The sequence below is a fragment of the Streptomyces spinoverrucosus genome, from assembly GCF_006539505.1.
GTDB classification, from domain to species: Bacteria; Actinomycetota; Actinomycetes; order Streptomycetales; family Streptomycetaceae; genus Streptomyces; species Streptomyces spinoverrucosus.
Window position 1 is genome coordinate 1 of record NZ_BJND01000003.1, and the last position, 26,140, is coordinate 26,140.

Annotated in this window: 26 protein-coding genes and 2 pseudogenes; 15 read left to right on the forward strand and 13 right to left on the reverse strand. The window is 69.9% G+C overall.

The window, feature by feature from the left end; genetic code table 11:
* From SSP24_RS00485 to SSP24_RS00495, 3 genes and pseudogenes are all read right to left on the reverse strand, one after another.
* Positions 1–267 (reverse strand): annotated as a pseudogene (locus tag SSP24_RS00485) (hypothetical protein); the annotation flags it as partial.
* A gap of 180 nt (positions 268–447) precedes the next feature.
* The gene (locus tag SSP24_RS00490; RefSeq protein ID WP_229864813.1) at positions 448–1,161 is read right to left on the reverse strand and encodes an NAD(P)-dependent oxidoreductase; all 714 of its coding nucleotides are present in this window, start codon (positions 1,159–1,161) and stop codon (positions 448–450) included.
* A 71-nt stretch (positions 1,162–1,232) separates the two neighbouring features.
* Positions 1,233–2,195: an EamA family transporter gene (locus SSP24_RS00495; RefSeq protein WP_141306524.1), complete on the reverse strand. Its 963-nt coding sequence runs from the start codon at positions 2,193–2,195 to the stop codon at positions 1,233–1,235.
* A 78-nt stretch (positions 2,196–2,273) separates the two neighbouring features.
* On the opposite strand from SSP24_RS00495, the gene SSP24_RS00500 reads away from it, so the two are divergent.
* Complete coding sequence (locus SSP24_RS00500; protein ID WP_141306525.1) at positions 2,274–3,188, forward strand: LysR family transcriptional regulator; 915 nt, start codon at positions 2,274–2,276, stop codon at positions 3,186–3,188.
* A 14-nt stretch (positions 3,189–3,202) separates the two neighbouring features.
* On the opposite strand, the gene SSP24_RS43725 is transcribed toward SSP24_RS00500, so the two are convergent.
* Positions 3,203–3,388 carry a hypothetical protein gene (locus SSP24_RS43725; RefSeq protein WP_229864812.1) on the reverse strand — a complete coding sequence of 62 codons (186 nt, stop codon included), beginning with the start codon at positions 3,386–3,388 and terminating at the stop codon, positions 3,203–3,205.
* A gap of 317 nt (positions 3,389–3,705) precedes the next feature.
* Between SSP24_RS43725 and SSP24_RS00510 the strand changes: the two genes are divergently transcribed.
* Positions 3,706–4,158 (forward strand): bacteriocin immunity protein, encoded by a 453-nt coding sequence (locus SSP24_RS00510; RefSeq protein WP_229864811.1) that lies wholly within the window; start codon positions 3,706–3,708, stop codon positions 4,156–4,158.
* A 97-nt stretch (positions 4,159–4,255) separates the two neighbouring features.
* Here the strand turns inward: SSP24_RS00510 and SSP24_RS00515 are convergent, their stop codons facing one another.
* Positions 4,256–5,563 carry a Gfo/Idh/MocA family protein gene (locus SSP24_RS00515; protein ID WP_141306527.1) on the reverse strand — a complete coding sequence of 436 codons (1,308 nt, stop codon included), beginning with the start codon at positions 5,561–5,563 and terminating at the stop codon, positions 4,256–4,258.
* A 114-nt stretch (positions 5,564–5,677) separates the two neighbouring features.
* On the opposite strand from SSP24_RS00515, the gene SSP24_RS00520 reads away from it, so the two are divergent.
* Genes SSP24_RS00520 through SSP24_RS00540 form a run of 5 tightly spaced genes read left to right on the forward strand, consistent with a single transcriptional unit; the run spans position 5,678 to position 11,139 of the window.
* Positions 5,678–6,964, forward strand: a complete 1,287-nt coding sequence (locus SSP24_RS00520) for an ABC transporter substrate-binding protein (protein ID WP_141306528.1) — start codon at positions 5,678–5,680, stop codon at positions 6,962–6,964.
* A complete protein-coding gene (locus tag SSP24_RS00525; RefSeq protein WP_141306529.1) occupies positions 6,961–7,899 on the forward strand; it encodes a carbohydrate ABC transporter permease in 939 nt (312 codons plus the stop codon). Before SSP24_RS00520 ends, SSP24_RS00525 begins: the two co-directional genes overlap by 4 nt.
* A complete protein-coding gene (locus tag SSP24_RS00530) occupies positions 7,896–8,759 on the forward strand; it encodes a carbohydrate ABC transporter permease (protein WP_141306530.1) in 864 nt (287 codons plus the stop codon). The genes SSP24_RS00525 and SSP24_RS00530 overlap by 4 nt, the downstream gene beginning before the upstream one ends.
* A complete protein-coding gene (locus SSP24_RS00535) occupies positions 8,756–9,346 on the forward strand; it encodes a hypothetical protein (protein ID WP_141306531.1) in 591 nt (196 codons plus the stop codon). The genes SSP24_RS00530 and SSP24_RS00535 overlap by 4 nt, the downstream gene beginning before the upstream one ends.
* Positions 9,343–11,139: a hypothetical protein gene (locus SSP24_RS00540; RefSeq protein WP_229864810.1), complete on the forward strand. Its 1,797-nt coding sequence runs from the start codon at positions 9,343–9,345 to the stop codon at positions 11,137–11,139. The genes SSP24_RS00535 and SSP24_RS00540 overlap by 4 nt, the downstream gene beginning before the upstream one ends.
* Before the next feature lies 1 nt (position 11,140).
* On the opposite strand, the gene SSP24_RS00545 is transcribed toward SSP24_RS00540, so the two are convergent.
* Positions 11,141–12,802, reverse strand: coding sequence for a tetratricopeptide repeat protein (locus tag SSP24_RS00545; protein ID WP_141306532.1), 1,662 nt, complete (start codon positions 12,800–12,802; stop codon positions 11,141–11,143).
* A gap of 185 nt (positions 12,803–12,987) precedes the next feature.
* Between SSP24_RS00545 and SSP24_RS00550 the strand changes: the two genes are divergently transcribed.
* A complete protein-coding gene (locus SSP24_RS00550; protein ID WP_141306533.1) occupies positions 12,988–13,725 on the forward strand; it encodes a carbonic anhydrase in 738 nt (245 codons plus the stop codon).
* A gap of 63 nt (positions 13,726–13,788) precedes the next feature.
* On the opposite strand, the gene SSP24_RS00555 is transcribed toward SSP24_RS00550, so the two are convergent.
* Positions 13,789–15,009 (reverse strand): alginate lyase family protein, encoded by a 1,221-nt coding sequence (locus tag SSP24_RS00555; RefSeq protein ID WP_141306534.1) that lies wholly within the window; start codon positions 15,007–15,009, stop codon positions 13,789–13,791.
* Positions 15,010–15,222: 213 nt separating this feature from the next.
* On the opposite strand from SSP24_RS00555, the gene SSP24_RS00560 reads away from it, so the two are divergent.
* Positions 15,223–16,866 (forward strand): GMC oxidoreductase, encoded by a 1,644-nt coding sequence (locus tag SSP24_RS00560; protein ID WP_141306535.1) that lies wholly within the window; start codon positions 15,223–15,225, stop codon positions 16,864–16,866.
* Positions 16,867–16,872: 6 nt separating this feature from the next.
* On the opposite strand, the gene SSP24_RS00565 is transcribed toward SSP24_RS00560, so the two are convergent.
* Positions 16,873–17,298, reverse strand: a complete 426-nt coding sequence (locus tag SSP24_RS00565) for a carboxymuconolactone decarboxylase family protein (protein ID WP_373306647.1) — start codon at positions 17,296–17,298, stop codon at positions 16,873–16,875.
* Between the two features lie 63 nt (positions 17,299–17,361).
* Entirely contained in the window at positions 17,362–18,438 is a 1,077-nt protein-coding gene (locus tag SSP24_RS00570) for an NAD(P)H-dependent amine dehydrogenase family protein (RefSeq protein ID WP_141306536.1), read from the reverse strand.
* 305 nt (positions 18,439–18,743) lie between these two features.
* Here SSP24_RS00570 and SSP24_RS00575 point away from each other — a divergent pair, with 305 nt between their 5' ends.
* The 5 genes and pseudogenes from SSP24_RS00575 to SSP24_RS00595 form a co-directional block, all read left to right on the forward strand.
* On the forward strand, positions 18,744–19,436 hold the full coding sequence (locus SSP24_RS00575; RefSeq protein ID WP_141306537.1) for a GAF and ANTAR domain-containing protein: 693 nt from the start codon (positions 18,744–18,746) through the stop codon (positions 19,434–19,436).
* Positions 19,437–19,658: 222 nt separating this feature from the next.
* The gene (locus SSP24_RS00580; protein ID WP_141306538.1) at positions 19,659–20,711 is read left to right on the forward strand and encodes a YihY/virulence factor BrkB family protein; all 1,053 of its coding nucleotides are present in this window, start codon (positions 19,659–19,661) and stop codon (positions 20,709–20,711) included.
* Between the two features lie 220 nt (positions 20,712–20,931).
* Positions 20,932–21,849 (forward strand): NADP-dependent oxidoreductase, encoded by a 918-nt coding sequence (locus SSP24_RS00585; RefSeq protein ID WP_174864558.1) that lies wholly within the window; start codon positions 20,932–20,934, stop codon positions 21,847–21,849.
* 70 nt (positions 21,850–21,919) lie between these two features.
* Positions 21,920–22,393 carry a VOC family protein gene (locus SSP24_RS00590; protein ID WP_141306539.1) on the forward strand — a complete coding sequence of 158 codons (474 nt, stop codon included), beginning with the start codon at positions 21,920–21,922 and terminating at the stop codon, positions 22,391–22,393.
* 182 nt (positions 22,394–22,575) lie between these two features.
* A pseudogene (locus SSP24_RS00595) lies at positions 22,576–22,914 on the forward strand (NAD-binding protein); the annotation flags it as partial.
* Here SSP24_RS00595 and SSP24_RS00600 read toward each other — a convergent pair.
* Genes SSP24_RS00600 through SSP24_RS00615 form a run of 4 tightly spaced genes read right to left on the reverse strand, consistent with a single transcriptional unit; the run spans position 22,884 to position 25,138 of the window.
* A complete protein-coding gene (locus SSP24_RS00600; RefSeq protein WP_141306540.1) occupies positions 22,884–23,528 on the reverse strand; it encodes an RraA family protein in 645 nt (214 codons plus the stop codon). The pseudogene SSP24_RS00595 and the gene SSP24_RS00600 overlap by 31 nt on opposite strands.
* Complete coding sequence (locus SSP24_RS00605; protein WP_141306541.1) at positions 23,525–23,803, reverse strand: DUF6510 family protein; 279 nt, start codon at positions 23,801–23,803, stop codon at positions 23,525–23,527. The genes SSP24_RS00600 and SSP24_RS00605 overlap by 4 nt, the downstream gene beginning before the upstream one ends.
* A gap of 13 nt (positions 23,804–23,816) precedes the next feature.
* Positions 23,817–24,569, reverse strand: a complete 753-nt coding sequence (locus SSP24_RS00610) for a ferredoxin reductase (RefSeq protein WP_141306542.1) — start codon at positions 24,567–24,569, stop codon at positions 23,817–23,819.
* Positions 24,539–25,138 (reverse strand): sulfite oxidase-like oxidoreductase, encoded by a 600-nt coding sequence (locus SSP24_RS00615; RefSeq protein WP_141306543.1) that lies wholly within the window; start codon positions 25,136–25,138, stop codon positions 24,539–24,541. The genes SSP24_RS00610 and SSP24_RS00615 overlap by 31 nt, the downstream gene beginning before the upstream one ends.
* A gap of 83 nt (positions 25,139–25,221) precedes the next feature.
* Between SSP24_RS00615 and SSP24_RS00620 the strand changes: the two genes are divergently transcribed.
* On the forward strand, positions 25,222–26,127 hold the full coding sequence (locus SSP24_RS00620; protein ID WP_141306544.1) for an NmrA family NAD(P)-binding protein: 906 nt from the start codon (positions 25,222–25,224) through the stop codon (positions 26,125–26,127).
* The last annotated feature ends 13 nt before the right edge of the window (positions 26,128–26,140 follow it).

Here is a 26,140-nt window from a genome sequence, read left to right on the forward strand (position 1 = left end):
GGTGGCCTTCGTGATGCTGCCGGCCCAGCGCGAGGAGGACTCCTCGGTCAGGACACGCTTACGCTGCGCCCACTGCTCACCGTCGTGCTCCAGCCCGGCCGCGCACCGCGCCTTCAGGTCACGCGAGGCGAGCGTGCCGAGCAGATCGCCGACCAGGCGAAGAACTTTCTCGTCCCCGGCGGTCAAGTGCTTGAGCCGGGTACGGATCGCCACCCCCGAGGGGCCGGGCACCACGAGCGGCGCCGCCACCTCGCGCAGTCCACCCATCCCATTCACCCCCGGTCCCGCATCGAGAAGCCCGCCACCACACCCAACGACCACCACCGGCCAAGGTCACGCATTCGATGCAAGAACTCTCGTTCCCCACCGCGGGAGTGTGCCGGTCGCAGCCCGGACGCTCACTCATACGTGCCAGAACGCGCTCAAGTCCCGTCGATCGCTACCTGTTCACCACCCCTCGCGACAGGACGAGTGGACGACCGTGAAGTGCCGTTCGCGGCCGGGGTTCTCGAGTTCGTCGAGCACGGCGACGGCCAGGTTCTCGACGCTGATCCACGACCGGCCGTCAGCGGTGGTGAGCAGGGTGTCGGTGCCGCGCCGGTAGCGGCCGGTGCGTGCATCGGGTTCGAGCAGGGCCGGAGGGCTCAGGTACACCCAGTCCGCGCCGGTGTGGGCCCGGCAGGCCCGCAGCTGGGCGACCCCGGCGACGGCGACGGGCCGGTACTCGGCGGGCACGTACATGGGGTTGTCGGCGACGAGCAGATCCCGGTCGCCGGGGCTGCGCAGGGCACCGGCGCCGCCGACGACGAGGACGCGTATCCCGTGCCGGGCGGCGATGTCCAGCACGGTACGGGTCGCGCCGACCAGGAACTCCTGGTCGGCCGGAATGGTCCGGACGGTCACCACGACGGCGTCCGGGACGGCACCGTGGGCCGCGGAGCCTGCCAGCGCCTCGCGCAGGGCGTGCGGGTCGTTCGCGTCGACCGCGACGGGCGTCACGTTCGGGTCGTCGCTCGCGGGCTTCCGGGACAGGGCGAGCACCCGGTGCCCGCGCGCACCGGCCTCGTCGATCACCCGGCTGCCCACCATGCCGGTGGCACCGAGCACGGCGATTGTCCTGCGGGTCGTCGTCAAACCGGTGTCCATGAAACCTGTGCTCATCAAACCCGTCCTCATCGAACCTGTCGTCATCGAACCTGTCGTCACCGAACCTGTCGTCATCGAACCTGTGGTCATCGCGTCCGCTCCTGTTGGATGTGGTCTCCCACGGGCCCACGGCGCGCTATATGGCCGCGCAGGATCGGGGCGTTGAACTGCGCGGCGAGCAACGCCGCCAGCGCCAGGACGAATCCGCAGGACTGCGGCAGGCTCAGCGACTCGCCCAGCCCGATGCCTACGACCGTCGCGACCAGCGGGGACAGCAGGACCAGCGGTGCGGACGCGCCGACCGGCAGCCGCCCGATCCCGCGGAACCACAGCGTGTACGCGATCAGCCCGCCCATGCTGCCGAGCCACAGGTAGCCGCCGACCGCCGCGGCGTCGATCCGCTGCGGTACCCCTTCGATCGCGAGGGCGAGCGGGAGCAACAGCAGGCCACCGGCCGTCAGTTGCCAGCCCGCCAAGGTCAGGGCACCCACCCCCGTGGGGCGCCCCCAGCGTTTGGTGAGGACGACTCCGCCCGCCATCGCGGCCGTACCGCCCAGGCCCGCGAGGACCCCGACGGCGTCCAGCCGCGCCTGCGGTCCGAGCACGACGAGTCCGACCCCGAGCACGCCGAGCACACCCCAGGTCCACCGCCAGGCCGTCGGCCGGTCGTGGAGCACCGCGATGGCCAGCCCGGCGACCAGCAGTGGCTGGGTGGCGCTGAGGGTGGCGGCGACTCCGCCGGGGAGGCGTTCGGCCGCCAGGAAAAGCAGGGGGAACAGCGCGCCGATGTTGAGCACGCCGAGGACGGCGGCCTTCCACCGCCAGTCCCCGCGCGGGAGCACGCGGGTGAGCGCCAGCCCGACCAGCCCGGCGGGCAGGGCGCGCATCAGACCGGCGAACAGCGGATGCCCGGGCGGGAGCAGTTCCGTGGTCACGGCGTACGTGGTGCCCCAAGCCGCCGGGGCGAGGGCGGTCAGCGCGACGGTCGCCACCTGCTGCGCGGACGCGGTCCGCGGCGAGGCCGGTGACCGCTCGGTCAGAGTCTCCATGCGAGGAAGTCTCGGCTTCCCGGGCCATGAGTCCAAAGCATACTTGTCATGGCAGCCATGAATGATGACGATGGAAGGGTGGATCTGCAGCAGATGCGCTACGTCGTCGCCCTCGCCGAAACCCGCAACTTCACCCGCGCCGCCGAGCGCTGCTCGGTCGTGCAGTCCTCGCTCAGCCACCGGATCGCCGGTCTGGAACGCGAGCTGGGGGTGCGGCTCTTCGCCCGGTCCAGCCGTCGCGTCGAACTGACCAGTGCCGGAGCGGCGTTCGTCGCCGGGGCCCGCGAGTGCCTGGCCGCCGCCGACCGCGCGGCCGCCGACGCCGCCGCGGCGACCGGCGTGGTACGCGGGCGGCTCGCCGTCGGTGTGATCGTGACCGCGGCCGCCGTCGACGTGCCCGAGCTGCTCCAGCGGTACCGCGCCCAGCACCCGCAGGTGAGCGTGGCCCTGCGTTCTGGACGCAGCGACGACCTGGTCATGGCGATCCGCGAGGGTGACCTGGACATCGCCTTCCTCGGCCTGCCGGAGGGCGAGCAGCCGTCCGGGGTGGAGAGCGTCGTCCTCGATCACGACCGGCATGTGCTGGTGGTGCCGGCCGGGCACCGGCTCGCGGGCGCGGCCCGGGTCACGCTGGAGGAGATCGCCGGGGAGACCTTCGTGGACTTCGCGGCCGGAACACCCGCGCGGGCCCAGTCCGACCAGGCGTTCACCGCGGCCGGTCTGGTCCGCGACGTCGCGTACGAGGGGGCCGTCGTGGAGCTGATGACCCGGCTGATCGCGCGGGGGCTGGGCATCGCGCTGATGCCGTCGGCGTACATCCGCCCGCTGGCCGCCGACTCTCCGGAACTGGCCCTGGTCCCAGTGGTCGACGGCCCGCGCCGGGTCGAGTATCTGGCGTGGAGCCGTTTCAATCCCAGCCCCGCGACCCGAGCCATGCTCGACGTCCTCGGCGTCAGAACACCGGCACAGCACGGGCGCCCGACGACCGGATGATTCAACGCCCCTGCCTAGTCGACGGGTGCGAGGAACTCCTTCCGGGACAGTGGCCGGTCGACGATGCGGGTGTCGCCCAGCCAGCCGTAGAAACCCTGGCCGAAACGCTCGTCGAACGGTGTGGCGCCGAGGATGAAGGGCTTGGCGAGGGTGGCGATGCCGGTCGACGGCTGGGAGGGGTTGCGGGATCTTCGAGCCATCCACGTACATCACCGTGCGGCGGCCGTCGTTGACGACGGCGATGTGCATCCAGCGGCCGACGGGGACGGCGTGGCTCCACGAGGTCGGGTCGGCGTCCTGGCGGTGGGGATAGACGACGAATTGGAGGAAGCGCTCCGGGGACACGTTGAGGCCGCAGGTCGGCTCCAGCGGGGACCAACCTGTGGTCTTGCCCGCGTCGCCGCTGCGGCGGCCCTGCCTCGAGAGATCGGGATCCCGGCCAGGCCCTGGGCAACATCCCACCCTGCTCCCGTCTCTCGGACACACGAGATCTGACCATCCACGCATAATGCGGGGCATGGACCTACGCTCGGAGTTGCGTCCGCCGCCCGTGGACCAAGAGCAACTTGATGAGATCTGCAGTGAGATCGAGCGGATCTCAGACCTGATTGCTCGCGGGGGCCCCGCGGACGACGCCGTCGCCGCCTTCAACCAGAAGACCGGGCACGAATACACGATCCTCGACTTCGCCGAGTACTACGGATGGCGCAGCCTGGAGGACTTCACCCGGGAAGCCGCCCGGCCGGCATGGCCCAAGGTGCCCGACATCACGCGCGACGAACTCGTCGAAATTGTCCGTAGAATCCTGGCCAACGACCCCGAGGCCCGCTTCTACCTGCGGCTTTTTGAAGTCAACGTGCCCCATCCGCGGGCAGCTGACCTGATCTTCCACCCTCCGGCCGAGTTGCAGGACGCTCCCGCCGAGACGGTCACCGATGCGGCGCTGAGCTACCGCGCGATCTCGTTGTGACGCTTCGCTCAGCCCCGGAAGATTGTCACACCAGCACTTGAGCTGCGACTTCAAGTTGGCGGAGGCTCACCGCACCGCACCACCCCACCACTCCCCGTCAGACCTCCAACAGCTCCCCCACCCCAACCACCCACCCCGCCCCCAACGACTCATTCGCCGCCAGCCCCGTCACCAACGACCGCGCCCCCGCCGTCGCGTCAGCCGCCCGCCCCAGCGGGTCGGCACCCCCCGCCCCGAACAGATCGCCCAGCATCCGGACATCCCCTCCCCCATGCCCGCCCTCCCCCACCGGCACCTCGATCTCCCGCGGCCGTTCCCAGAACCGCCGCAGCAGCAACTCGGTGCGCCCGGCGTCCTCGTCGGTCTCGGCGCCGTGCAGGGCCGTCTGGATGCCGGGGCGGGACCAGGTCGTCTCCTCGACGAGGAGTTCGAGGCGGCCCTCGCTGCCGTTGAAGGCGATCCGGTAGCCCTCCCACGGCGCGTAGGCGGTGAGGTGATACGTCAGGGTCGCGCCGGAGTCGTAGCGGACGAGGACCGCCATGTCGTCCTCGATGGTCACGCCCGGCGCGAAGACGTTCTGGTCGCGGTGGTAGCCGTCCTCCGACTCGGCGTCCAGGTAGAGGGACTTGAGCAGCGGCTCGTCGGCGAGGCGCAGGGCGAAGGGGTCACCCTCGGCCGCCGGGGAGCCGTGGGCGCGGGTGTAGTCGCGGGCGAGGCCGCGGCGCCGGCCGGCTTCATCGCCGTAGAAGAAGAGCCCGCCCTGGGCGAAGACCGTGTCGGGGCTTGCGTCGAGCCACCAGTTGACGAGGTCGAAGTGGTGGGTGGACTTGTGGACGAGGAGGCCGCCGGAGTTGGCCTTGTCGCGGTGCCAGCGGCGGAAGTAGTCGGCGCCGTGCCGCAGGTCGAGGAGCCACTCGAAGTGCACGGAGCCGACCTCGCCTATCTCGCCGCGCGCGAGGAGTTGCCGTACGGCCGAATGCACGGGGTTGTAGCGGTAGTTGAAGGCCACCCGCACCGAGCGGCCGGTGCGCCGCCGGGCGTCCAGGATGCGGCGGGCGCGGTCGGCGTCCGTCGTCATCGGTTTCTCGGTCACGACGTCGCAGCCCGCCTCCAGAGCGCGCACGATGTACTCGTCGTGTGTGCGGTCCACCGTGCACACCACCACGAGGTCGACCCGCTCGCGGCGCAGCATCTCGTCGAAGTCCTCGGCCCGGTACGCCGGGACCGGCCCGGCGGGCGCGATCCATTCGTTGTGCACGGCCATGCGGTGCGCGTTGACGTCGCAGAACGCCACGAGTTCGGCCCGGTCGGCGTGCGGGCCGGTGAGGGCCTGGGTGTAGAGCCGGGCGCGGGCGCCGAGGCCCACCACGGCACAGCGGCGTCGGGGCGCGGAGTCCAAGGTCATGCGGAGCCTTTCGTTCCGATAATGCGGTGCACGGGTCTTGTCGTGACATCCGGACGTCCCTAGGGTCCCAGAAGGGCGCAAGCGCTTTCTAGAGTCTGGAGAGGGGTGACCCGCATGCCCGGAAACAGGACGAGGAGGTCCTGTGTCACGGCGGTCGTGCTCGCACTGTGCGCGGTGCTGTCCGGCTGCTCGGGTGGGACCGAGTCGGGCGGCAGCGGCGGCAAGGTTGTGCTGCGCTACACCTGGTGGGGCAATCCGGACCGGGCGGCCAGGACCGAGGAGGCGATCGGGCTCTTCGAGAAGAAGTACCCGGGCATCGAGGTGCAGTCGTCGTTCTCCGGCTACGACACCTACAAGCAGAAGCTGGCCACGCAGGCCGCCGGCGGCGACGCCCCCGATGTGATGCAGCTCGACTACCGCATGATCGACCAGTACGCGTCCGGCGGTGTGCTCTACGACCTCGGCCGGCAGAAGTCCGTGCTGCGGACGGATCAGATCGACGCGGGCCTGCTCGCCACCGGCGCGCTGGACGGCAGGCAGTACGCCGTCCCGCAGGGGCGTGGCACGGAGACGGTGGTGTACGACGCGGAGCAGTGGAAGGCCACCGGCGTTCCCCTGCCGAGCGGGGCGTGGACGTGGAGCGAGTGGGCCGACGCCATGCGGGCCCTGGCCGAGAAGACCGGCGCGCCGGCGGCCACCGACCCCGGTCAGAGCGAGGACGCCTTCGAGGTGTGGCTGCGCGGCCAGGGCAAGGACCTCTACACCAAGGACGGCGAACTCGGTTTCAGCGCCGATGACCTGACGCGCTGGTGGACCTTCACCGACCGGCTCCGCCGGGACGGCGTGGTCTCCCCCGCCGAGCAGACCACCCAGCTCGACGGCACCGTGGAGAACACCCCGCTGGGCCGCGGCAAGGCGATCGTGGACATCAACTGGGACGCGCCCGCGAGTGGTTTCGTCTCCCTGGTCGGCGAGGGGGTGACGCTCGCGCCGATGCCGTCCGGCGAGGACGGAACGCCCGGGCAGTACTTCAAGCCGTCGATGTTCATGGGCATCGCCGCCAACACCGGGCATCCCGAGGAGGCCGCCCGGCTGATCGACTTCATGCTCAACGACCCCGGCGCCGCACGCGTCCTCGGTGCGACACGCAGCATGCCGGTCAACGAGACCCTGCGCGAGGAGATCGCCCCCGATCTCAAGGACTTCGACAAGGTCATCAACGACTACCACGCCACCGTCGAGGGCAAGCTCAACGATCCGCCGCAGGCGCCGCCCTCCGGGGACAGCGCCCTGCAGACGACCTTCCAGCGGGACTACGACCAGGTGTCGTACGAGCGGATGTCGCCCCGCGAGGCGGCCGAGAACTACATCACCGAGGCGAAGGCGGAGCTGAGGTCATGACCACCACGGAAGTGCCGACGGCCGCACCCCCGAAGCGTGTTGCCGTGCCGGGCAGGCCCGCACGCCGTCGGCGCGAGGGCGCCGCCTGGGTGTTCCTGTCCCCCTGGGTGCTCGGCGCGTGCGTGCTGACGCTGTTGCCGATGGCCGTCTCGCTGTATCTGTCGTTCACCGACTACGACCTGTTCAACCCGCCGAGCTGGGTGGGCCTGCGCAACTACACGCAGATGTTCACCGAGGACCCCCGCTACTGGCGCTCGGTGGTCGCGACGCTGACGTATGTCGTCATCGCCGTACCGCTGCAACTCGCGCTCGCCCTGGCCGTGGCGCTCGCGCTGAAGTCGATGCGCCGGGGCCGGGCCTTCTACCGCTCGGCGTTCTACGCACCCTCACTGCTCGGCGCCTCGATGTCGATCGCGCTGGTCTGGCGGGCGATCTTCAACGACGGCGGCACCGTGGACAACCTGTTCGGCACCGGCGGCTGGGTCAACAAGCCGGGCTGGGCACTGTTCGCGGTCGCGCTGCTGACGGTGTGGCAGTTCGGTGCGCCGATGGTCATCTTCCTCGCCGGACTGCTGCAGATTCCGGGCGAGTTGTACGAGGCTGCCGCCGTCGACGGGGCGAGCCGCTGGCGCCAGTTCGCGCACATCACGATCCCCATGCTGTCGCCGGTGCTGTTCTTCAACCTCGTCCTGCAGACCATCCAGGCCTTCCAGGTCTTCACCCCGGCCTTCGCGGTCAGCGCGGGCAAGGGCGGACCGGCCGACTCGACCCTCTTCTACACGCTCTATCTCTACGACCGCGGCTTCGTCGCCTCCCACATGGGCTACGCCTCCGCCATGGCCTGGGTGCTGCTGATCGTCATCGGCGCGGTGACCGCCGTGCTGTTCCGCACCTCGCGCTCCTGGGTCTTCTACGCCTCCGAGGGGGACCGATGACTACGGCAACTCCCGCTGTCCGCACGTCTTTTCCGTGGCGGCGCATCGCTCTGCACGTAGGCTGTCTGGCCGCCCTGCTGGTGATGCTGTACCCGCTGGCCTGGCTGCTGGCGACCTCGCTCAAGCCCGCCGACGAAGTGATCGCCAGCCTCAACCTGCTGCCGAGCCGCCTGGATTGGTCCAACTACTCCACCGCTCTGGACGGCGTCAACGACGTCTCCGTGGCCCAGCTGCTCGGCAACTCGCTCTTGATCGCGGGCGGCGCGGTCGTCGGCAACGTGCTGTCCTGCTCGCTGGCCGCGTACGCCTTCGCGCGGCTGCGGTTCCGTTTCCGGGGCCCGCTGTTCGCGTTCATGATCGCCACGATCATGCTGCCGCACCACGCGGTGCTGATCCCGCAGTACATCATCTTCAACCAGCTCGGCATGGTGAACACCTACTGGCCGCTGATCCTGCCCAAGTTCCTGGCGACGGAGGCGTTCTTCGTCTTCCTGATCGTGCAGTTCATGCGCGGCCTGCCGCGGGAGCTGGAGGAGGCGGCGCGGATCGACGGCTGCGGCCCGTTCCGCAGCTTCTTCCTGGTCATCCTGCCACTCACCCGGCCCGCGCTGATCACCACGGCGATCTTCACCTTCATCTGGACCTGGAACGACTTCTTCACCCAGCTGATCTATCTCTTCTCGCCGGAGAAGTTCACGCTGACGCTGGCCCTGCGGGCGTTCGTGGACGCCTCCAGCCAGTCGTCGTTCGGTCCGATGTTCGCGATGTCGGTGATCGCGCTGCTGCCGATCGTGCTGTTCTTCCTCGCCTTCCAGCGGTTCCTGGTGGAGGGCATGGCCAGTTCGGGGGTCAAGGGGTGAGCGTGCGGACCACCCGGGAGCCGGGCGAGCTGTTCGGTCCTCGCACGACGCTGTTCGCGGACGTGCTCAGCGTGGGCCTCGCCACCGCCGTGGTGTGTCTGCCGCTGGTGACCGCACCGGCGGCGCTGTCCACGGCGTGCGCCGTGCTGCGCGGCGTACGTGAGGACCGGCCCGCCACGGCCGGGCGGTACTTCGGTCTGCTGCGACAGCGGCTGCGCGGCGGGGATCTGGCCGCCGGTGCGGTGGTCCTGGCCGGGGTGCTGCTGCTGGTCGCGGATCTGGCGCTGGCGGGGGCCGGGCTGCCGGGGGCGCGGTTGTTCGCCGTGCTCGCGGGGGCGATCGGGGCGGGCGCGGCGGTCGTGGGGCTGCGGGCGTGCGCCCGGCCGGCCTCGCTCACCGACTGGCCCGCGGCCGTGCGCGAGGCGGCCCGGGACGCCGTACGGGATCCGGGTGGGAGCGGCCTGGTCCTGCTGGCTCTCGCGGCGGCCGTGCTGTGCGCATGGATGCTGCTGCCGCTGGCCTTTCTCGCGCCGGGGCCGCTGGCCCTGGCTCTGACCGCAGTCGACGTACGACAGGAGAGCGCGTGATCGCCCGTAGAACCTTCCTCTCCACGACCGCGACGGCCGCCGCGGCCACCGGGATCAGTGGCGCGCCCGCCGCGGCCGGATCCCGTACGGACGCCGCCTTCATGTCCCTGCTGACCGAGACCGCCGACCGGCGGGCCGCCGAGCTGCTCACCACGTACGGCGAAACGGTCACCGACCTGCGCGACCGGGGCCGGGCGCGGGCCGCCGCCCGGGCGCTGCGGACGTTCACCTCGGTCTACGTCCACGAGGACTCGGCGTACCACCATTCCCGCAATCTGCTCGGGCCGCTGGGTGAGCTGGCCGATGTGCTCGCGGCGGAGCAGTACGACGACGGTCTGTACGACCAGGGGGCCGTGCACTCGCCGCCGGACACCGCCTTCTCCGTGGTCGATCTGAACCTGGCGTACGCCCTGCTGGAGCGGGACGGGCACCGGGCGACCGAGGGCATGCGCCGGACCGTCGCCGGGGTGCTGCGGAAGGCGGGGCCGGGGCTCGCCCACGGGGGCGTGCACACGGCCAACCACCGCTGGCTGGTGTGCTCGGCGCTCGCCCGGATCCACGGCCGCTGGCCCGACCCGGCGTACGCGCGGCGCATCGACGCCTGGCTGGCGGAGGGCATCGACCGGCTGCCGGGCGGCGAGTACAGCGAGCGCAGCCCCACCTACTCGGCCGTCGTCACCAACCCGGCGCTGCTGACACTGGCCCGCCACTACGGCCGTAACGAGCTGTACGGCCATGTGCGGGCCAACCTCAAGGCCACCCTCTTCGTCATCGAGCCGAACGGCGAGGTGGAGAGCGTGCATTCGCGGCGCCAGGACCAGACGGCGTTGCGTTTTCTGCCGGAGTTCTGGCTCCAGTACCGGGAGATGGCGATCCGCGACGGCGACGGGCGGTTCGCCGCGGTGGCCGCGCTGCTGCACGAGCGCGGGACGGAGCAGACGTTCGGTGAGACGCCGCTGGGCGACCGTCTGGCGGAGGTGCTGGACCGGCCGGAGCTGGCCCGTCCGCTGCCCGAAGCGGCCCCGCTTCCCGAGGAGTTCGTGCATCACGACACCGACTGCCGGCTGGTCCGGGTGCGGCGTGGCACGGACACCGCGACGATCTTCGGCGGCACCGACTTCCCCGAAAAGCAGGCGATTTCCTCGGGGCTGTCGACCAATCCGACCTTCTTCAAGATGCGCAAGGGAGCGGCGATCCTGGACTCGCTGCGGCTGTCGCCGCAGTTCTTCTCCCTGGGGCATTTCCGCGCCGAGGGGCTTCAGCGGGTGGACGGCGGCTGGCGGCTGCACGCCGAGGTGCGGGCGGCGTTCCACCAGCCGCTGCCGCCGCAGCACCGACGGGCCGACGGCGACTATCCGCTCTCCAACGACGGACGGTTCTGGTCGGCGATGGACTTCCCGCACCGGCCCAAGGAGTGGCGGACCCTGCGCACCGAGGTGCTGGTACGGCAAGTGCCGGGCGGCGGCTGGCAGTTGGACTTCGACGTGTCGCAGTCGGCGGTGCCGCTCGCGCTGGAGCTGTGCTTCCGGCGCGGCGGCTCGCTGACCGGCGACGGGCTCACGCCCGTGGCGGGGCAGGCCGACACCTACCAGCTGGTGACCGGCGAGGCCGCGTACACCGTCGGCGACGACCGGATCGTGTTCGGGCCGGGCAATGGCGCGGGCGGCAAGCAGCCGCCGGTCGTCGACGCGGGGGAACGCTACTCGTGGATGAACGGCTCCCTCACGCCGGACGGCATCCGTGTCCTGATCACCGGGAGGTCCCCGCTGCGGTACCGGCTCACCATCGCCTGAGTCACCGCGCGGGCTCGGCGGGCCGCCCCATGCGGCAGTAGCAGGACGACTCGATCGGTACGTCCGCCAGGGCAGCGGCGATCTTCAGCTGCTGCGCCACGATCCCGGCCTCCGCCGTCTTGCCGAGCCGCATCAGGCATTCGTGGAAGCCGTGCAGGGACCAGACGTTGCCGGGGTGCTGCAACGGGCGGGGCAGTGTTTCGTCGAGTCCGAGGTCGGCCCGGTAGACCGCCTCGGCCTCGGCGACCCGGCCCTGTTCGAGGAGCAGGGCGCCGTAGGCGTGGCGGGTGGGCTGCATCCAGCCCCAGGGCTCGTCGTAGGGCAGGCTGTCGTCGAGTTCGATCGACCGTTCCAGCGCGGCGAAGGCCTCGGTGTGGTTGCCCTTGCGGTACTCCAGCTCACCGTCGAGCATCTCCGAGGCGACGGCGAGGATGTCGACGCAGGTGTTGTTGAACAGGGTGCGGGACGGCGGGACCCGGGCGACGGCCTCGCGGAACAGCAGCCGTTCGGCCTCGGCCTCGTCGATCCGGCCGGTCGCGGAGAGGGCGACGCCGCGGGCGTAGTGGAGCATCGCGGTGGTCACGCAGTAGAGCTGCGCGTCCTCGGGGAGGGGCAGGTGCAGGATGTCCGCCCAGCGGCCGAAGCGGATCAGGACGTGGACCCGCATGGCCAGGAAGCCCTCCAGCCAGTCGGCCATGGGCGGGCTCTGCACCCGCAGCAGCTCCTCCGTGATGGTCTCTTCGAGCTGGGCGGCGGTTTCCAGGGCGGTCCTGGACTGGCCGAGGAACATCGCGCCGTAGATCTTGAAGTGGTAGTTGTGCGACCGGTACAGGGTGTAGAAGTTCATCGCGCCGGACTGGGCGAGGAACTTCTCGTCGGCGGCGATCGCGTCGCTGTTGCCCGAGACCACGCGCCGGTAGTCGCCGCACAGCACGTCCAGGTGCGAGGGCATGTGCAGGAGGTGCCCGGCGTCCGGCACCAGGCCGCGCAGCCGGTCGGCGACGGTCAGGGCCGATTCGGGGGTGGCGGACATCTCCATCAGGTGGATGTACATGTGCAGCACGCCGGGGTGCCGTGCCCCGTCCTCGGTGGCGATCGCGCGCTCCAGGACGTCCTTGGCCTCAAGGGTGCGGGAGCCCTCGGCGGGCTCTCCGGTGGTGATGTCCCACAGCTGCCAGGGGGTGAGGTTCATCAGGGCGTCGGCGTACAGGGTGGCGATGTCGAGGTCGTCGGGGGCGAGGTCGTACACCGCGCGCATGCGGTCGGCGTAGGGCTCGTTCCACACCGAGCAGTCCTCGACGGCATTCGGCTGCGGGTAGCGGGCGCGCAGGGCCTCGATCAGGGCGCGTTCGACGGGCGAGGCGCCGGCCGCCTTCTCGTGGGCGCGTTCCACGGCGGCGTGGGTGCGGTCGACGCTGTCGACCAGTTCCCGCGCGTCGAAGGCCTCCCAGGGTTTGTTGTAGTTGGGGCCGAGGGCGTAGGCGATGCCCCAGTAGGCCATGGCGCAGTCGGGGTCGGCGGCCGCGGCGGCTTCGAAGCAGGAGACGGCTTCCTCGTGGTGGAAGCCGTACGTCCAGTTCAGGCCGCGGTCGAACCACAGCTGGGCTTCGGGGGACGTGGTCGTCACCGGGCGGGTGTGGGTGCCGAGGTCGTAGTAGTCCATCCGTGTCTCCTGTGATCGCGCGGGCGTCGCGGCGCCGGCGCCCCGGCGTCGAGGAGGCCTGCAAGGCCAAGGATGCCCCTCGGTCACACCAAGCGCACCTCAACCCCTGGCCATGAATTCACCATGCCAGTCCATGATTCAGTAGTGTGAACACCGCGGGCCCCTCCCGGGCATACGTTCAGGCCGTGAACCTCGATGACACCCCTCTCAGAACCACGGCGGCGCCCGCCCGCCGTGGCCTTCTGCGCGCCGCTCTGACCGGCGCCGCGGCGCTCGGTGCCGGCCTCGCCCTCGACGCCTCCCCCGCGTCCGCCGTCACCGCAGCGCCGCACCACCGCCCCAGCACCCCCGCGCAGGCCCTGCGCGCACTGGAGGCGGGCAATCGGCGCTGGCGCACCTTCCGCGAGCGGCACCCGGACGAGACACCGGCCGTCCGGCAGGCGCTGACGTCGGGTCAGCATCCATTCGCGGTGATCCTCAGCTGCGTCGACTCCCGTGTTCCTCCGGAGCTGGTCTTCGACCAGGGACTCGGTGACCTGCTCACGGTGCGCAGCGCCGGTGAGGTCCTGGACGAGGCGGTGCTAGGCAGCGTCGCCTACGGGGTCCTCGAACTGGCCATACCGCTGGTCCTGGTCCTCGGCCACCAGTCCTGCGGCGCCGTGGGGGCCGCCGTCGCGGCGGAGGAGTCCGGGGAGCCACTCCCGGCCCACATCCAGTACCTGGCCGACCAGATCAGCCCGGCCATCGACCACACGAAGGAGGGCTCCGCCCGCGTCGACGCGAGCATCGACGCCAACATACGGCTCGTCCGGTCCCGCCTCGCCGCCGAGCCCGACCTCGCGGCCAAGGTGAGGTCCGGTGATCTCGCCATCGTGGGCGCGCGGTACGAGCTGACGACCCAGCGGGTGCATCGCATTTCCTGACGTGCACGCAAGGGGGCGGGCGGGCCGGTGTGGTCCGCCCGCCCCACGGTGGGTCGGGGCGGGTCAGTTGGGGTTGTCCCCATGCGTGAGGGTCTCCCAGGCCACGAACAGGTTGTTGCTGCCGGACGGGCGGTTGCGCTCGGTCAGTGCCTGGGTGTTGGTCATGGCGTGGCCGAGCCGGTTGTGCAGGGCGTTGTAGCCGACCTCGGTGACCGGCCCGAGCCCCAGGTGCAGGGAGCCGCCGCACAGCCAGCTCGGGACGGCCGCGCCCATCTCGTACTTGGCCTGGAAGCCGAGCGCGTGCCGCAGCCGTTCGCCGACGTCGGTGCCGTAGAGGTCCTGGCCCTGGATGCGGCTGGTCTCGGCGACGTGGGAGATGGCGGAGATGCCGTAGCCGGTGTGGGTGAGGTCGCGGCAGGTCTCCTGGGTGAGGCCGGTGACGAAGGTGGACTGGCCCTGCCAGTACTTGACGATCTTCTCCCGGGTGTTCAGGTTCTGGCTCGGGACCGTCTTCGGCAGGTCGCCGTCGGAGGCGAGGTAGACATAGGCGGCGGTGCGGGTGCGGAACTTCGCCATGGCCTTGTCGTACGAGGTCTTGTCCTCCAGGAAGACGGAGATGCCGATCGCGGCCTCCATCATCGACAGCTCCCAGTTTCCGTTGGAGTTCGAGCCGTTGATGATCTCGGGGAGGTAGACGGTGCGGAGCATGGTGGCGAAGCGGCCGGAGTTCGCCCAGCCGCCGGTGTACGTGTACTTGATGATCTCGGCGGCCTTGGGCCAGGAGGAGCCCGCCCAGCCGGTCTGGAGCGGGGCGTTGCTGTTGGTGTGGTCGCGGATCACGGCCGACCAGGCGTCCATCAGCTCGATGGCCTTGCGGGCGTGCCGGTCGTCGCGCGTGATGTACCAGGCGAGGGCGTGGGTGTAGGCGGCGATCGCGTCCTCACGCTCGTCGGTGCAGCCGTAGTTGGGGTTGGAGTACGAGCCGCACTCGACGACCGCACGGGGCTTGGGGGTGCGGTTCAGGTCGGCGTACTTGCTGGCCATCATCCGGTCGAAGGCGCCCTTCCAGGGCTGGGCGCCGGCGTTGACCTTGCTCCGGGTGAAGTCCAACTGGCTCTTGGAGACGGTCACTCCGGGGTGGACGAAGGTGGCGGGGGCGGCGTCGGCGCGGGGCGCGCCGGGACCGGCGAGCACGGTGGCCACAAGTGCGGCCGCGGTGGCGGTGGTTGCGGCGAGGAGTGAGCGGCGGAGCCTGCGGCGGGGTCGAACGGGTGCGTCGGCCATGGGGGGGTCCGTTCTTGTATGTGAACGACGGGTGAATGACTGAACGCGCGCGCTGGCCGTGACCATAGGTACAGACCAGCCTTCCGTCAAGACGCAAGGGAAGACGAGGCGTCGGGAGGTGGGGCGCGAAAAGTTACCTATAGGTATGTCGTGACTTCGTATGCCGACGGCAGTAGAACCCGTTTCGATTCACTCGAAAACGAGGAGTGCCGTATGAGCGCTGACCTCCAGAACAGACGCCCACTAAGCGGAATCTCCCGCCGCCGATTCATCGCTGGAACGAGTTTCATTGCAGGCGCGGCGGTGATCGGCGGCCACAACTCTCCGACCCTTGCGGCCCGGCAACAGAACACCGCCGTCATCGAACCGGGTGCGCGGATTCCGGTCCTGGTGATCGGCACCGGATACGGCGGCTCGGTCGCCGCTCTCCGGCTCGCGCAGGCCGGCGTCGAAGTCCACATGGCCGAAATGGGAATGGCCTGGGACACCCCGGGTCCGGACGGAAAGATCTTCGCCAACACCACGAGCCCCGACTATCGGTCTTTCTGGCTGCGCACCAGAACCAAACAACCCATCAGCAACTTCCTGGGCTATCCGCTCGACAAGGACGTGCCCCGCTACACCGGGATTCTCGATGCCGAGGAAATGGGCGGGATCACGGTCTATCAGGGACGCGGAGTCGGCGGCGGATCACTGGTCAACGGCGGCATGGCCGTGACGCCGCAGCGGGAGAACTTCGGCGCCGTGCTGCCGTCCGTCGACGCCGACGAGATGTACGACGTGTACTACCCGCGCGCCAACACCGAACTCGGCGTCAGCACCATCGACCCGGCCTGGTTCGAGACGGCGGCGTGCTACCAGTACGCCCGCGTGGGCCGCAAACACGCCCAGCGTTCCGGGTTCCCCTTCGTCTTCGTCCCGGACGTCTACGACTGGGACTACATGAAGCAGGAGGCCGCCGGTACGGTCCCGAAATCGGCGCTGGCCGGCGAGATCCTTTACGGCAACAACCACGGCAAGAAGACCCTCCAGCAGACCTATCTCGCCCGGGCCCGGGCGACCGGAAAGGTCACCGTCTCGCCGCTGCACAGGGTCGTCTCCGTGGCTCCCGCGGCCTCCGGTGGCTACACGGTCGGCATGGAGCAACTCGACACCGGCGGCGCCGTCACGGCCACGAAGACGGTCACCGCGGGCCGCGTGTTCTTCGCCGCCGGCAGCGTCGGCACCTGCAAACTCCTGGTCCGCCTGAAGGCGAACGGCGCGCTGCCCGGGCTGAACGGCGAGATCGGCAAGGGCTGGGGCGACAACGGCAATGTCATGTGCGGGCGGGCCAACCACATGTGGGATCCCACCGGCGCCCTGCAATCTGCGATTCCCACCGCGGGTATCGACAACTGGGCCGCGGGCGGCGCCTTCGCCGAAGTCGCGCCGCTGCCCACCGGAATCGAGACGTACGCCTCCTTCTATCTGTCGATCACCAGGAATCCGCACCGCGCGGAGTTCTCGTGGAACCCGGCCAGCGGAAAGGTCGAACTCAACTGGCAGACGTCCTGGAAACAGCCGTCCATCACCATGGCCAAGTCGATATTCGACCGGATCAACGCGAAAGAGGGCACGATCTACCGCACCGATCTCTTCGGCGCGTACAAGATCTGGGGCGACCACCTCACCTACCATCCCCTGGGCGGCGCGGTGCTGAACAAGGCGACGGACAACTACGGCCGCCTGCACGGCCATTCCGGCCTCTATGTCATCGATGGGGCGCTCATTCCGGGCAACACGAGCGTGAACCCCTTCGTCACCATCACGGCGCTCGCCGAACGGAACATCGAAAAGATCATCGCCGCGGACTTCTGAACCGCCTCACCGCTGGGGCAGGACACAGACGCTGTCCAGCCCCAGCACATGGTTGAGCCGGCCGAACGCCAGCCAGGACCCGATGCTCATGGTGAGTTCCACGATCTCCGCCTGGCTGTAGTGGGCCGTCATCCGGCTCCAGAAGTCCTCGTCGAGGCCGTGGTGGTCCAAGGCGTAGCGCTCGGCGTACTCGGCGGCCAGGCGGGTGCGTTCGTCGAAGGCGTCCGTGGTGCGCCAGGCGGTGACCGACTCCGGGAAGTCGTCCTCCACCATCTTCCCGTCGCGTTCGGTGCGCCAGTCCAGGCAGAAGGCGCAGCCGTTGATCTGCGCGATGCGCAGCCGCGCCGCCTCGAACTCACGCAGGCCCAGGGTGGTGTGGGCGTACACGGCCAGCGAGAAGTTCGACGCCGCCGCGCCGATCTGGGGGACCATCTCGCCCCACACGTACGGGATGGGGTCCGCTCCGTCGGGGATGTCGATACGCAGGGTCACCGGTCAGGTCCTTCCGAGTCGGCCGGCCGAGGGGCGCAGCGGGACGTCGAGCGCGTCGTAGAGGCCGGGTTTGGCCTCGGTGAGCCAGTCGATGGCGTTGACCAGGCGGCCGGCGGCGGTGGCGTTGCCGCCCGCCGACCGGTTGCCGCCCTCGTCGCTCGCCTCGACGGTGACCTCGATACGGGGGCGGCCCTCGATGACGACCCGGTGTGCTCCGGCCCCGCCGTCAGGGGCCTGCGGCCAGTCCGGGGCGCAGGAGCCGTGGATGCGGGTGACGTGCTCGACGACGATGCGGGGCCGTCCGCCGACGAGGCCCTGCACTTCGAAGCGCACGGCGCCCTGGGTACCGGCCGCGAACTCGCCCATGGTGGGCGTGGTGACGGTGGCCTCCAGGGGGCGTCGCTCCAAGGTCTCCCGAATCTCGTCCAGTTCCACTCCCAGCCCTCGGGCCATCATCCGCAGCTGCCCGCCCCACACCATCGTCGGCACCCCCTCGACGAGCATCGGCGGCTGGTAGTCCATCGGATGCCCCATGCCGACCAGGTGCCGTACCGAGTCCTCCTGGTCGTACGTGGCGTAGTCGAAGATCTCCTGGCAGCGCACCGCGTCGATCCGTGAGCCGAGGCCGGTGATCAGCAGGGGCAGGGTGTCGTTCGCCCAGCCGGGGTCCACGCCGGAGACGAACAGGGACCCGCCGCCCGCCGCGACGGCCTCCAGCAGCGGTTCCCTGATCTCGGGCGGGGCGCCCCGGTGGTCGTACATCCCGTACACGGACGGGGTGACGACGACCGCCCCGGCCCGGACCGCCCGTCCGATGTCCCGCAGGGCCTCGTCGGGTCGTACGTCCCCCGAGGCCGCGTAGACGACCGCGCGGGGGCCGGTCGCGAGCACGGCGGAGACGTCGTCGGTCGCCGTCACGCCCAGCCGACGGCCCAGTCCACTCAGGTCGCCCGCGTCCCGGCCGACCTTGGCGGGGTCGGCGACCAGCACGGCCGCGAGGCCCAGCGACGGATGCGCGTCGACGGCACGGATCGCCGCGCGGCCGACATTGCCCGTACCCCACACAACCGTGGAAATCATGGGCGGAGGGTAGCCAGGCGTGGCAAAGGTTCCCAGAGCCGTGCGGGGAGATCTTTCCGGGCCGAAAAGGGATCTTTCTTCGGAACCGGCGACAGCGGGGTGGGCAGCAGGTCGGCGAGGTCATGATCATCCGTGCCGAAGTGTGCCCCGCGATCCAGGGGTAGGCTGCGGACAGGGCAGCCGAGGCGGTGCTCGGTCATGCTCCGACCGGTGCGTGAGTGGCCGGGTCCGGCGGGTGGGTCCCGGCGGTCGGCCTTCGGGTTCCTTCCGACGCGAAGGTACGACGAGCGGGACGGTGGACACGGATGGACTGGCGTGCGTTTGCCGAAGAGATGGCCGAGCTCGCCCGGCATCTGCTGGCGCAGGGCTCCACGCAGGAGACGCTCGACGCGATCGCCGAGCGGGGCGTGGAGTTGCTCGACGGGTGCGACGCGGCCGGGATCCTGGCCGTACGCAAGGGCCGGGCGGTGACGCTGTCCGCGTGCGGGGACATGGCCGTGGAGTCCGACCGGTTGCAGGGTGAACTGGGTGAGGGCCCGTGTTTCGACGCCGCCCGTCGCACCAACGGCGAGCGGCTGTTCCGGATCACCGACATGACCAAGCCGCAGCCGGAGTGGCCGCGCTTCGCGCCCGCCGCCCGCGAACTGGGCGTGGGCAGCATGATGGGCTTCCTGCTCTACACCCGGGACGACGACTTCGGCGCGCTCAACCTCTACTCCGGCCGGCCCGGCGCCTTCACGCCCGAGATGGAGACGGCCGGCTGGCTGCTCGCCTCGCACGCCGCCGTGGCCCTGGCCAGCGCCCGCACGGTCGACCAGCTCGAACACGCCCTGGACACCCGGCACGCCATCGGCGAGGCCATGGGCATCCTGCGCGAGCGGCACCACCTGAGCGAGGACGAGGCCTTCGACGTACTGCGGCGCATCTCCCAGACCCACAACGTCAAGCTGCGCGACGTCGCCCAGTCCATCCGCGCCAGGGCCGTCCCGGAGCGCTGAGCCCGCCTCGCTGGGAATGCCCACGGCATCGTTGTTCGGATGCCGACAAGGGCGATTCAGCCGCGCGCGAGGAGGGGTACCTGGAGGGCAGACGAAGCCGGTGCCGCGGACCCAGCTTCGTCAGGTGTCGTGGTTCGGACCAGAGCCACGACACCGCCGTGTCCGCACACGCCGCCGTGACCGGGCACTCTTAGGACGGCGGACTCGGGTTACTCGGCGGTCATGGCGAAGCTGCATCTCCCAGGGCACAGAGATCACCGCGACGGAGCGAATCCGGCGCCCGAGGAGGCCGGGCCCCGGCCGGAGGTGGAACGGGCCGCGCCCGACTCGCCGACGAAGCTGCCGAGGCGGTCGTGGGGCGCGGTGCTGAAGGGGAGCCTGCGCGAGTTCAAGGACGACGAGCTGACCGACCGGGCGGCGGCCCTGACGTACTACACGGTGCTGTCGCTGTTCCCGGCACTGCTGGTGCTCGTGTCGCTGCTGGGCGTCACCAGCAGGTCCGTCACGGACCGGCTGCTGGACGAACTCCAGCAGTTCGCCCCCGGGGCCGGCCGGGACATCATCACTCAGGCCGTGCAGCAACTGCAGAACAATGCGGGCATCGGCTCGATCATGGCCGTCGTCGGCCTGGTGCTGGCCGTGTGGTCGGCGTCGGGCTATGTGGCGGCGTTCATGCGCACCTCGAACGCCGTGTACGACATCCCCGAGGGGCGGCCGATGTGGAAGATCCTGCCGGTGCGCCTCGGGCTGACCGTCGTCCTGATGGTGCTGGCCGTGATCAGTGCGGTGATCGTGGTCTTCACCGGCGGTCTGGCTCGCCGGGCCGGGGACATCCTGGGCCTGGGCGACGCCGCACTGACGGCGTGGTCGATCGCCAAATGGCCGGTGCTGGTCCTGCTGGTCACGCTGATGATCGCGATCCTCTACTGGGCCAGCCCGAACGCCAAGGTCAGGGGGTGGCGGTGGATCACCCCGGGCAGCTTCCTGGCGCTGCTGGTCTGGATGATCGCGTCCGCGGGCTTCGCCTTCTACGTCGCCAACTTCGCCTCGTACAACAAGACGTACGGCACGATGGCGGGCGTCATCGTCTTCCTCATCTGGCTGTGGGTGACCAACCTGGCTATCCTCCTCGGCCTGGAGTTCGACGCGGAAACCGCACGTCAGCGAGCCATCGCCGGCGGGCATCCCCCCGAGGCCGAGCCGTACACCGAGCCGCGGGACACCCGCGCGTGGGACGAGCAGGACCGGCGGAAGGTGGATGGCGGAACCTCCTGACCGCTTCGATGGGTGGCCGCTGATGGCGGCAACGGGCCGCCAGAGACGCGGCTGGCCGCACCGCGGGCGAGGGCCGCAGCCACTCCGGCAACTGCGCTCAGGTAGCGCACCGGGGACGGGTCGCTGCACGCACGTGTGCCGCCGCCCCGGATCGCCCCACAGACCCCACGCCGTCATCCTGGAACGGTAGGGACTCGCCTCGCTGCCGGAGGGAGGGGCGATGAAGGCAGTACGAACCCATGATCGTGACGCGGCTGTGGACAGCCTGGTCGTGGAGGAGGCACCGTACCCGTACGCGGGCGAGGGCGATGTCATCGTCAGGGTGCGCGCGGCCTGCTTCACCCCGAACGAGCTGGACTGGCCGGCCACTTGGGTCGACCGGGGCGGCAGGGACCGAGCGCCCGTCACTCCAGGACACGAGGTGTCGGGTGAGGTCGCCGAGGTAGCGGTCGGCACGACCGGGCTGTCGGCCGGCCAACGTGTCATGGGGCTCACCGACTGGAACCGGGACGGCACTCTCGCGGAGTACGTCGCGGTGGAGGCGCGCAATCTGGCACCGCTGCCCGCGGGAATCGACCACGTGCAGGCGGCGGCTCTGCCGATGCCGGGCCTGACCGCCTGGCAGGGCCTCTTCGTGCACGGAAGGCTGGAGGCCGGGCAGAGCGTGCTGGTGCACGGAGCGGCAGGGGGCGTGGGAATGGCCGCGACTCAGCTTGCCGGCGATGCCGGGGCGCGTGTGATCGGGACGGGGCGCGGGAGGAACCGGGACCTGGTGCTGGAGTTCGGCGCAGAGGTGTTCCTCGACCTCGAACAGCCGGGGTGGGAGGACGCCGTGGGGCGCGTCGACCTCGTCTTCGACGCCATCGGCGGGGACGTACTCGACCGCTCGGCCGCCCTGCTCAGGCCCGGCGGCACCCTGGTGACCATCGCCGAGCCCCCGACCGTACGGCCCGAGGACGGCCGGGCCATGTACTTCATCGTCGAACCCGACCGTGGTCACCTCCTGGAGATCCTCCGCAGGCACCGGGAGGGCCGGCTGCGCCCGCTGGTGGGCGCAGTCCATCCCCTCGACCGTGCGCCGGAGGCGTTCCGCGCGAAGAAGGGAACAGCCGGCAAGACGGTCATTCGAGTTGCGTGAGCTCACGCAGAGGCCGGAAGACGCGGTCGCCGAGAACGAGAAGTAAGCCAAAGGAAGAAGATGGCCCCCCATGGATCTGAAGCTCGAACTCATCGTGCTGCCCGTCTCCGACGTCGATCGGGCCAAGGCCTTCTACGAGGCCGCGGGATTCCGTCTGGACCTCGATGCCGCGCCCAGTGAGGGCTGGCGCGCGGTACACCTCACGCCGCCCGGTTCGGAGTGCTCGATCATCTTCGGCAAGGGGCTCACCCGCGCCGCGCCGGGCTCGGTGCAGGGCCTGTACCTCGTCGTCTTGGACATCGAGGAGGCCCGCGCCGAGCTCGTCGGCCGAGGCATCGAGGTGAGCGAGGTGTTCCACGATGACGGAGGCATCTTCTACCACGGCCATGAAGCCGGCGGGGTCGTCCACCATGGCCAGGACCAGGGGCGGTTGGCCGGCCCGCACCCCGACCGTGCCTCCTACGGCTCCTACGCCACCTTCAACGACCCGGACGGCAACGGCTGGGTGCTCCAGGAGGTCAAGCAGCGGGCCCCCGGCCGCTGACACGGCCTCAGACCCTCGGTACGGCAACGGCGCACAGTGATGAACCAGGCCATTGATGAACGGTGACCGGGCGCACCTACGATGTGATCATCCTCGGTTGGCCAGGGCCGACGCGCGCCGGGTGCACGGGCTGCGCCAGGCGGTGGATGGGCCCCTGCACGTCGCCGCGGTCCCCGCCCACCGTGGCCGTCGAGATGGCCACCGCCTGGCAGGCGCTCGGCTCTGAGGTGACCATGTTGGTCCGCGGCGCCGGACTGCTTGCCAGGATGGAGGCAGACGGCGCGGAGCTGGCCGCGGATGAGATCCTCTTCGCGACCGGCCGGGCCCCGCGGACCGCCGACCTCGGCCTGGAGACCATCGGTCTCACTCCGGGCACCTGGGTGACCGTGGACGACACATGCTGGGTGACCGCCGTCGCCGTGGAGAGACTCTGGCACGCCGTGTCGGCGTTTCCCACGATCATCGAGGTACGGCTGAGGCTGCTGGAGACCTACCGGGACCTGTCAGCGGAGCCTTCTTGACGGACTCCCTCGACGTAGGCCGCCTCGACCTGGGCGACGCGGTTGGCTTCTTCGAACACGCTGACGACCTGTGCGGCGGGGACGACGACAGCGCCGGACGCGTCCGCGAACACGTAGTCACCCGGGCGGACGGTCACGCCGGACACGACGACCGGCCGGTTGGCCTCGAAGGGCGTGACGACATCGCCGCCCCACTTGGTCGTCTGCCCCAAGCAGTAGGCGGCGAAGTCGTACGTCGTGATGTCGACGAAGTCCCGAAGACGACCGTCGGCCAGGACGCCCGCGAGACCGTGCGCCGCCACCAGCGACAGCTTTGATCCGCCCCCGAGGGATACGTCGGTATGCCCGTTGCTCGCCAGAACCAGCACGCGGCCCTGTGCGCCCTGCCGGATGGCCTCACGGAACAGTCGGGAGAAGGTGTACTGCTCAGGTGGGAGCGCTTCCTTGCACGAGGGGAGATAAGAGATCGTTATCGCCGGGCCCAGGAGGACGCGCCCCGGGGTCGGGCTCACCAGGTCGTTGATGTGACACCGATGGCGGTGCATCCGTCCCATGGCATCGACGACGTCGGGGGTACGTACGCGCGAGGCGAGTTCTCGCACACGGTCGTTCATGTCTGTACCGGTACCGGCATCCGGACGTAAGCCAGTCCGCCGGCGTCGAGCCACATCTGGGTGGGAGAGCGGACCAGGCGAAGCAGGACGCTGTCGCAGCCGGGGCAGCGCAGCACCATCCCTGGACCGCCGAGGTAAGCGTGCGTTTGGGCAAGCACCATCTGTTCGCTGCAGCCGCGGCACCGTCCGGACGCCATGGTCATATCGGTTCCGAACAGAGACTCGAGCTCCCCGGCGGCGGCGTTGCCGTCGAGGAAGTCAGGCGTCAGGCTCATGGAGATTCGCTCCTTATCCGCTGGGTCCGAAACGCTCGGTTCGGATACGGCCCGGGTGGTGGCCGAGGGCCACCAGCAGTCCGGCGGCCGTCTCGACAAATCCGGTGGAACCGCAGACGTAGCAAGTGGGCTCGAAGTCCGGTGGCCACCCGGCGCCTGACAGGTCGGAAGCGGTGAAACGCCCGGGAGGACGCGGCCACTCCGGTGGGGTCGAGCGGCTGTAGAGGTACCTCTTGTCGAGGCCCGGGTCGTCCCGTCTCAACTCGGGGACGAAGAGTTGGTACTCAGGGCTGCGTACGGAGTACACCAGCTTGAAGGGCGTGCGGCTGCCGACCGCGCGGCGCATGCGGATCATCGCCATGAGGGGTACCACGCCGGAGCCGCCGGCGACGAGCAGAATCGGTTCCTTCTGCTCGGGCCGCCACACGAACCAGCCTCCGACCGGCCCACGCAGTTCCACCACGTCGCCCACTGCGAGTTCGTCCGTCAGGTACGGGGAGACCTCGCCGTCGTCGACACGCTGAACGGTCAACTCGACGCTCTCGCCGTCGGGCGCCGACGCCAGTGAGTAACTGCGCTGGGTGGAGTAGCCGTCCTCCGCCGTGAGCCGCAGATCGACATGCTGCCCAGCCAGATGACCCGGCCAGTCCGGCACCTCGAACACGAGGGTGCGCGCAACCTGGGACTCGCTGCGCCGATCAGCCAGACGGGCGGGCTTCCAGCGCAGTCGGCCGCCTAGTCGCCCTGGTACCGCTGCTCGCGCCATGGGTCCCCATAATCGTGGTAGCCGATGTTTTCCCAGAAACCCCGCTCTTCGTCGTCGAGCAACTGAATTCCGCGCACCCACTTGGCGGACTTCCAGAAGTACAGGTGCGGAATCAGCAGTCGGGCGGGGCCGCCGTGTTCCGGCGCGAGTTCCTCACCGTCGTATCGGTAGGCGATCCATGCCTGCCCGTCGAGGAGGTCCTCCAGGGGCAGGTTGGTGGTGTAGTCACCGTAGGAGTGAACAAGCGCATACTCAGCACCGGTCGCGACGGCCTCCAAAAGGACGTCCAAGGACACTCCTTGCCACTCCGTGTCGAACTTCGACCACTTGGTGACACAGTGCAGGTCGACGGTCGGTGTCTCGGCGGGCAACGCCATGAAATCGGCCCAGTTCCAGATGTGCCGTGCGCCCGTCTCCGTGCGTATGGTGAACTCCCAGTCGTCGAGGTCCACCGTGGGTGTGGGCCCGGCGGACAGAACGGGGAAGTCGGCGGTCTCGTACTGCCCAGGAGGAAGTTTGTGCCGCGCATCGCGCGCCCGGCCGTGAAATCCGCGTGAAATGATGGGCATGTCGTGCCCCTTGTTCTTCGAATTGGGCCTTTCCCATTCTCCCGGACACCGCACAGCAAAGCATCTCGGCAGGAGCTTGATCGATGGTCGCCAGCAACCTGGTTCTCCTCGGCAACGCCGGTGACGTGGGCCGCGCGGTCCTCAAGCAACTGCGCGCACAGGACGTGCCCGTACGCGTCATGGTGCGTCGCGACGACGAACGGGCGGCTGAGCTGCGTGGCCTCGGCGGGGAGGTCGTCCTCGGCGATCTGACCCGGCCCGAGAGCGTCGCGGCGGCGCTGGAGGGCGTCGGCAGGATGTACTTCGCCATGCCCGTATCACCGGACCATCTGCTGGCCGCGACCGTGGTGGCCAGCGTGGCGCGCGAGCACGGAGACCTGGACGCACTCGTGGGCATGTCCCAGATGACGGTATCGCAGATGACCGCCACCAGCACCGCCGAGTCGCGCCAGCAGCGGCTGCACTGGCTGGCGGAGCAGGTACTGAACTGGTCGGGCCTGCCGGTGGTACACATCAGGCCGACGTCGTTCCTGGACAACCCGCTGTTCACCGTGTTGCCGGCCCGCACGATCCGGGAGAGCGGCACGATCGCGCTGCCGTTCGGCACTGGGCGCACCTCGCCGGTCGCCGTGGAGGACGTCGCCCGAGTCGTCGCCACCGTGCTGCGAGACCCGGGCCCGCACATCGGACATGTCTACGAGCTCACCGGCCCGCGCTCGGTGGACATGACGGAGATGGCCGAGGAGTTCTCCCGGGCGTTGGGGACTCCGGTGACCTATGTGGACGTCCCGCCGGACGAGTGGCGGGCCGGAGTCCTCGCCAAGGTGGGCCTGCCGTCGCACACCGAAGAGCACATCGCCACCATGGCCCGGCTGCATCGCGAGAACCGCTACGACCGTGCGACGAACGACGTACAGCAGGTCACGAGCGTACCTGCGCGATCGGTCGAAGAGTTCGTGGCCGCTCGCAGGGACTTCTACCTGGGCTGAGCCGCGACGTGTG

Coding starts and splice junctions, on each gene's coding strand:
- SSP24_RS00490 (WP_229864813.1), bottom strand. CDS start 1,161: ATGAGCACAGGTTTCATGGACACCGGTTTGACGACGACCCGCAGGACA.
- SSP24_RS00495 (WP_141306524.1), bottom strand. CDS start 2,195: ATGGAGACTCTGACCGAGCGGTCACCGGCCTCGCCGCGGACCGCGTCC.
- SSP24_RS43725 (WP_229864812.1), bottom strand. CDS start 3,388: ATGGCTCGAAGATCCCGCAACCCCTCCCAGCCGTCGACCGGCATCGCC.
- SSP24_RS00510 (WP_229864811.1), top strand. CDS start 3,706: ATGGACCTACGCTCGGAGTTGCGTCCGCCGCCCGTGGACCAAGAGCAA.
- SSP24_RS00515 (WP_141306527.1), bottom strand. CDS start 5,563: ATGACCTTGGACTCCGCGCCCCGACGCCGCTGTGCCGTGGTGGGCCTC.
- SSP24_RS00520 (WP_141306528.1), top strand. CDS start 5,678: ATGCCCGGAAACAGGACGAGGAGGTCCTGTGTCACGGCGGTCGTGCTC.
- SSP24_RS00525 (WP_141306529.1), top strand. CDS start 6,961: ATGACCACCACGGAAGTGCCGACGGCCGCACCCCCGAAGCGTGTTGCC.
- SSP24_RS00530 (WP_141306530.1), top strand. CDS start 7,896: ATGACTACGGCAACTCCCGCTGTCCGCACGTCTTTTCCGTGGCGGCGC.
- SSP24_RS00545 (WP_141306532.1), bottom strand. CDS start 12,802: ATGGACTACTACGACCTCGGCACCCACACCCGCCCGGTGACGACCACG.
- SSP24_RS00555 (WP_141306534.1), bottom strand. CDS start 15,009: ATGGCCGACGCACCCGTTCGACCCCGCCGCAGGCTCCGCCGCTCACTC.
- SSP24_RS00560 (WP_141306535.1), top strand. CDS start 15,223: ATGAGCGCTGACCTCCAGAACAGACGCCCACTAAGCGGAATCTCCCGC.
- SSP24_RS00565 (WP_373306647.1), bottom strand. CDS start 17,298: ATGGTCCCCCAGATCGGCGCGGCGGCGTCGAACTTCTCGCTGGCCGTG.
- SSP24_RS00570 (WP_141306536.1), bottom strand. CDS start 18,438: ATGATTTCCACGGTTGTGTGGGGTACGGGCAATGTCGGCCGCGCGGCG.
- SSP24_RS00575 (WP_141306537.1), top strand. CDS start 18,744: ATGGACTGGCGTGCGTTTGCCGAAGAGATGGCCGAGCTCGCCCGGCAT.
- SSP24_RS00580 (WP_141306538.1), top strand. CDS start 19,659: ATGGCGAAGCTGCATCTCCCAGGGCACAGAGATCACCGCGACGGAGCG.
- SSP24_RS00585 (WP_174864558.1), top strand. CDS start 20,932: ATGAAGGCAGTACGAACCCATGATCGTGACGCGGCTGTGGACAGCCTG.
- SSP24_RS00590 (WP_141306539.1), top strand. CDS start 21,920: ATGGATCTGAAGCTCGAACTCATCGTGCTGCCCGTCTCCGACGTCGAT.
- SSP24_RS00600 (WP_141306540.1), bottom strand. CDS start 23,528: ATGAACGACCGTGTGCGAGAACTCGCCTCGCGCGTACGTACCCCCGAC.
- SSP24_RS00605 (WP_141306541.1), bottom strand. CDS start 23,803: ATGAGCCTGACGCCTGACTTCCTCGACGGCAACGCCGCCGCCGGGGAG.
- SSP24_RS00610 (WP_141306542.1), bottom strand. CDS start 24,569: ATGGCGCGAGCAGCGGTACCAGGGCGACTAGGCGGCCGACTGCGCTGG.
- SSP24_RS00615 (WP_141306543.1), bottom strand. CDS start 25,138: ATGCCCATCATTTCACGCGGATTTCACGGCCGGGCGCGCGATGCGCGG.
- SSP24_RS00620 (WP_141306544.1), top strand. CDS start 25,222: ATGGTCGCCAGCAACCTGGTTCTCCTCGGCAACGCCGGTGACGTGGGC.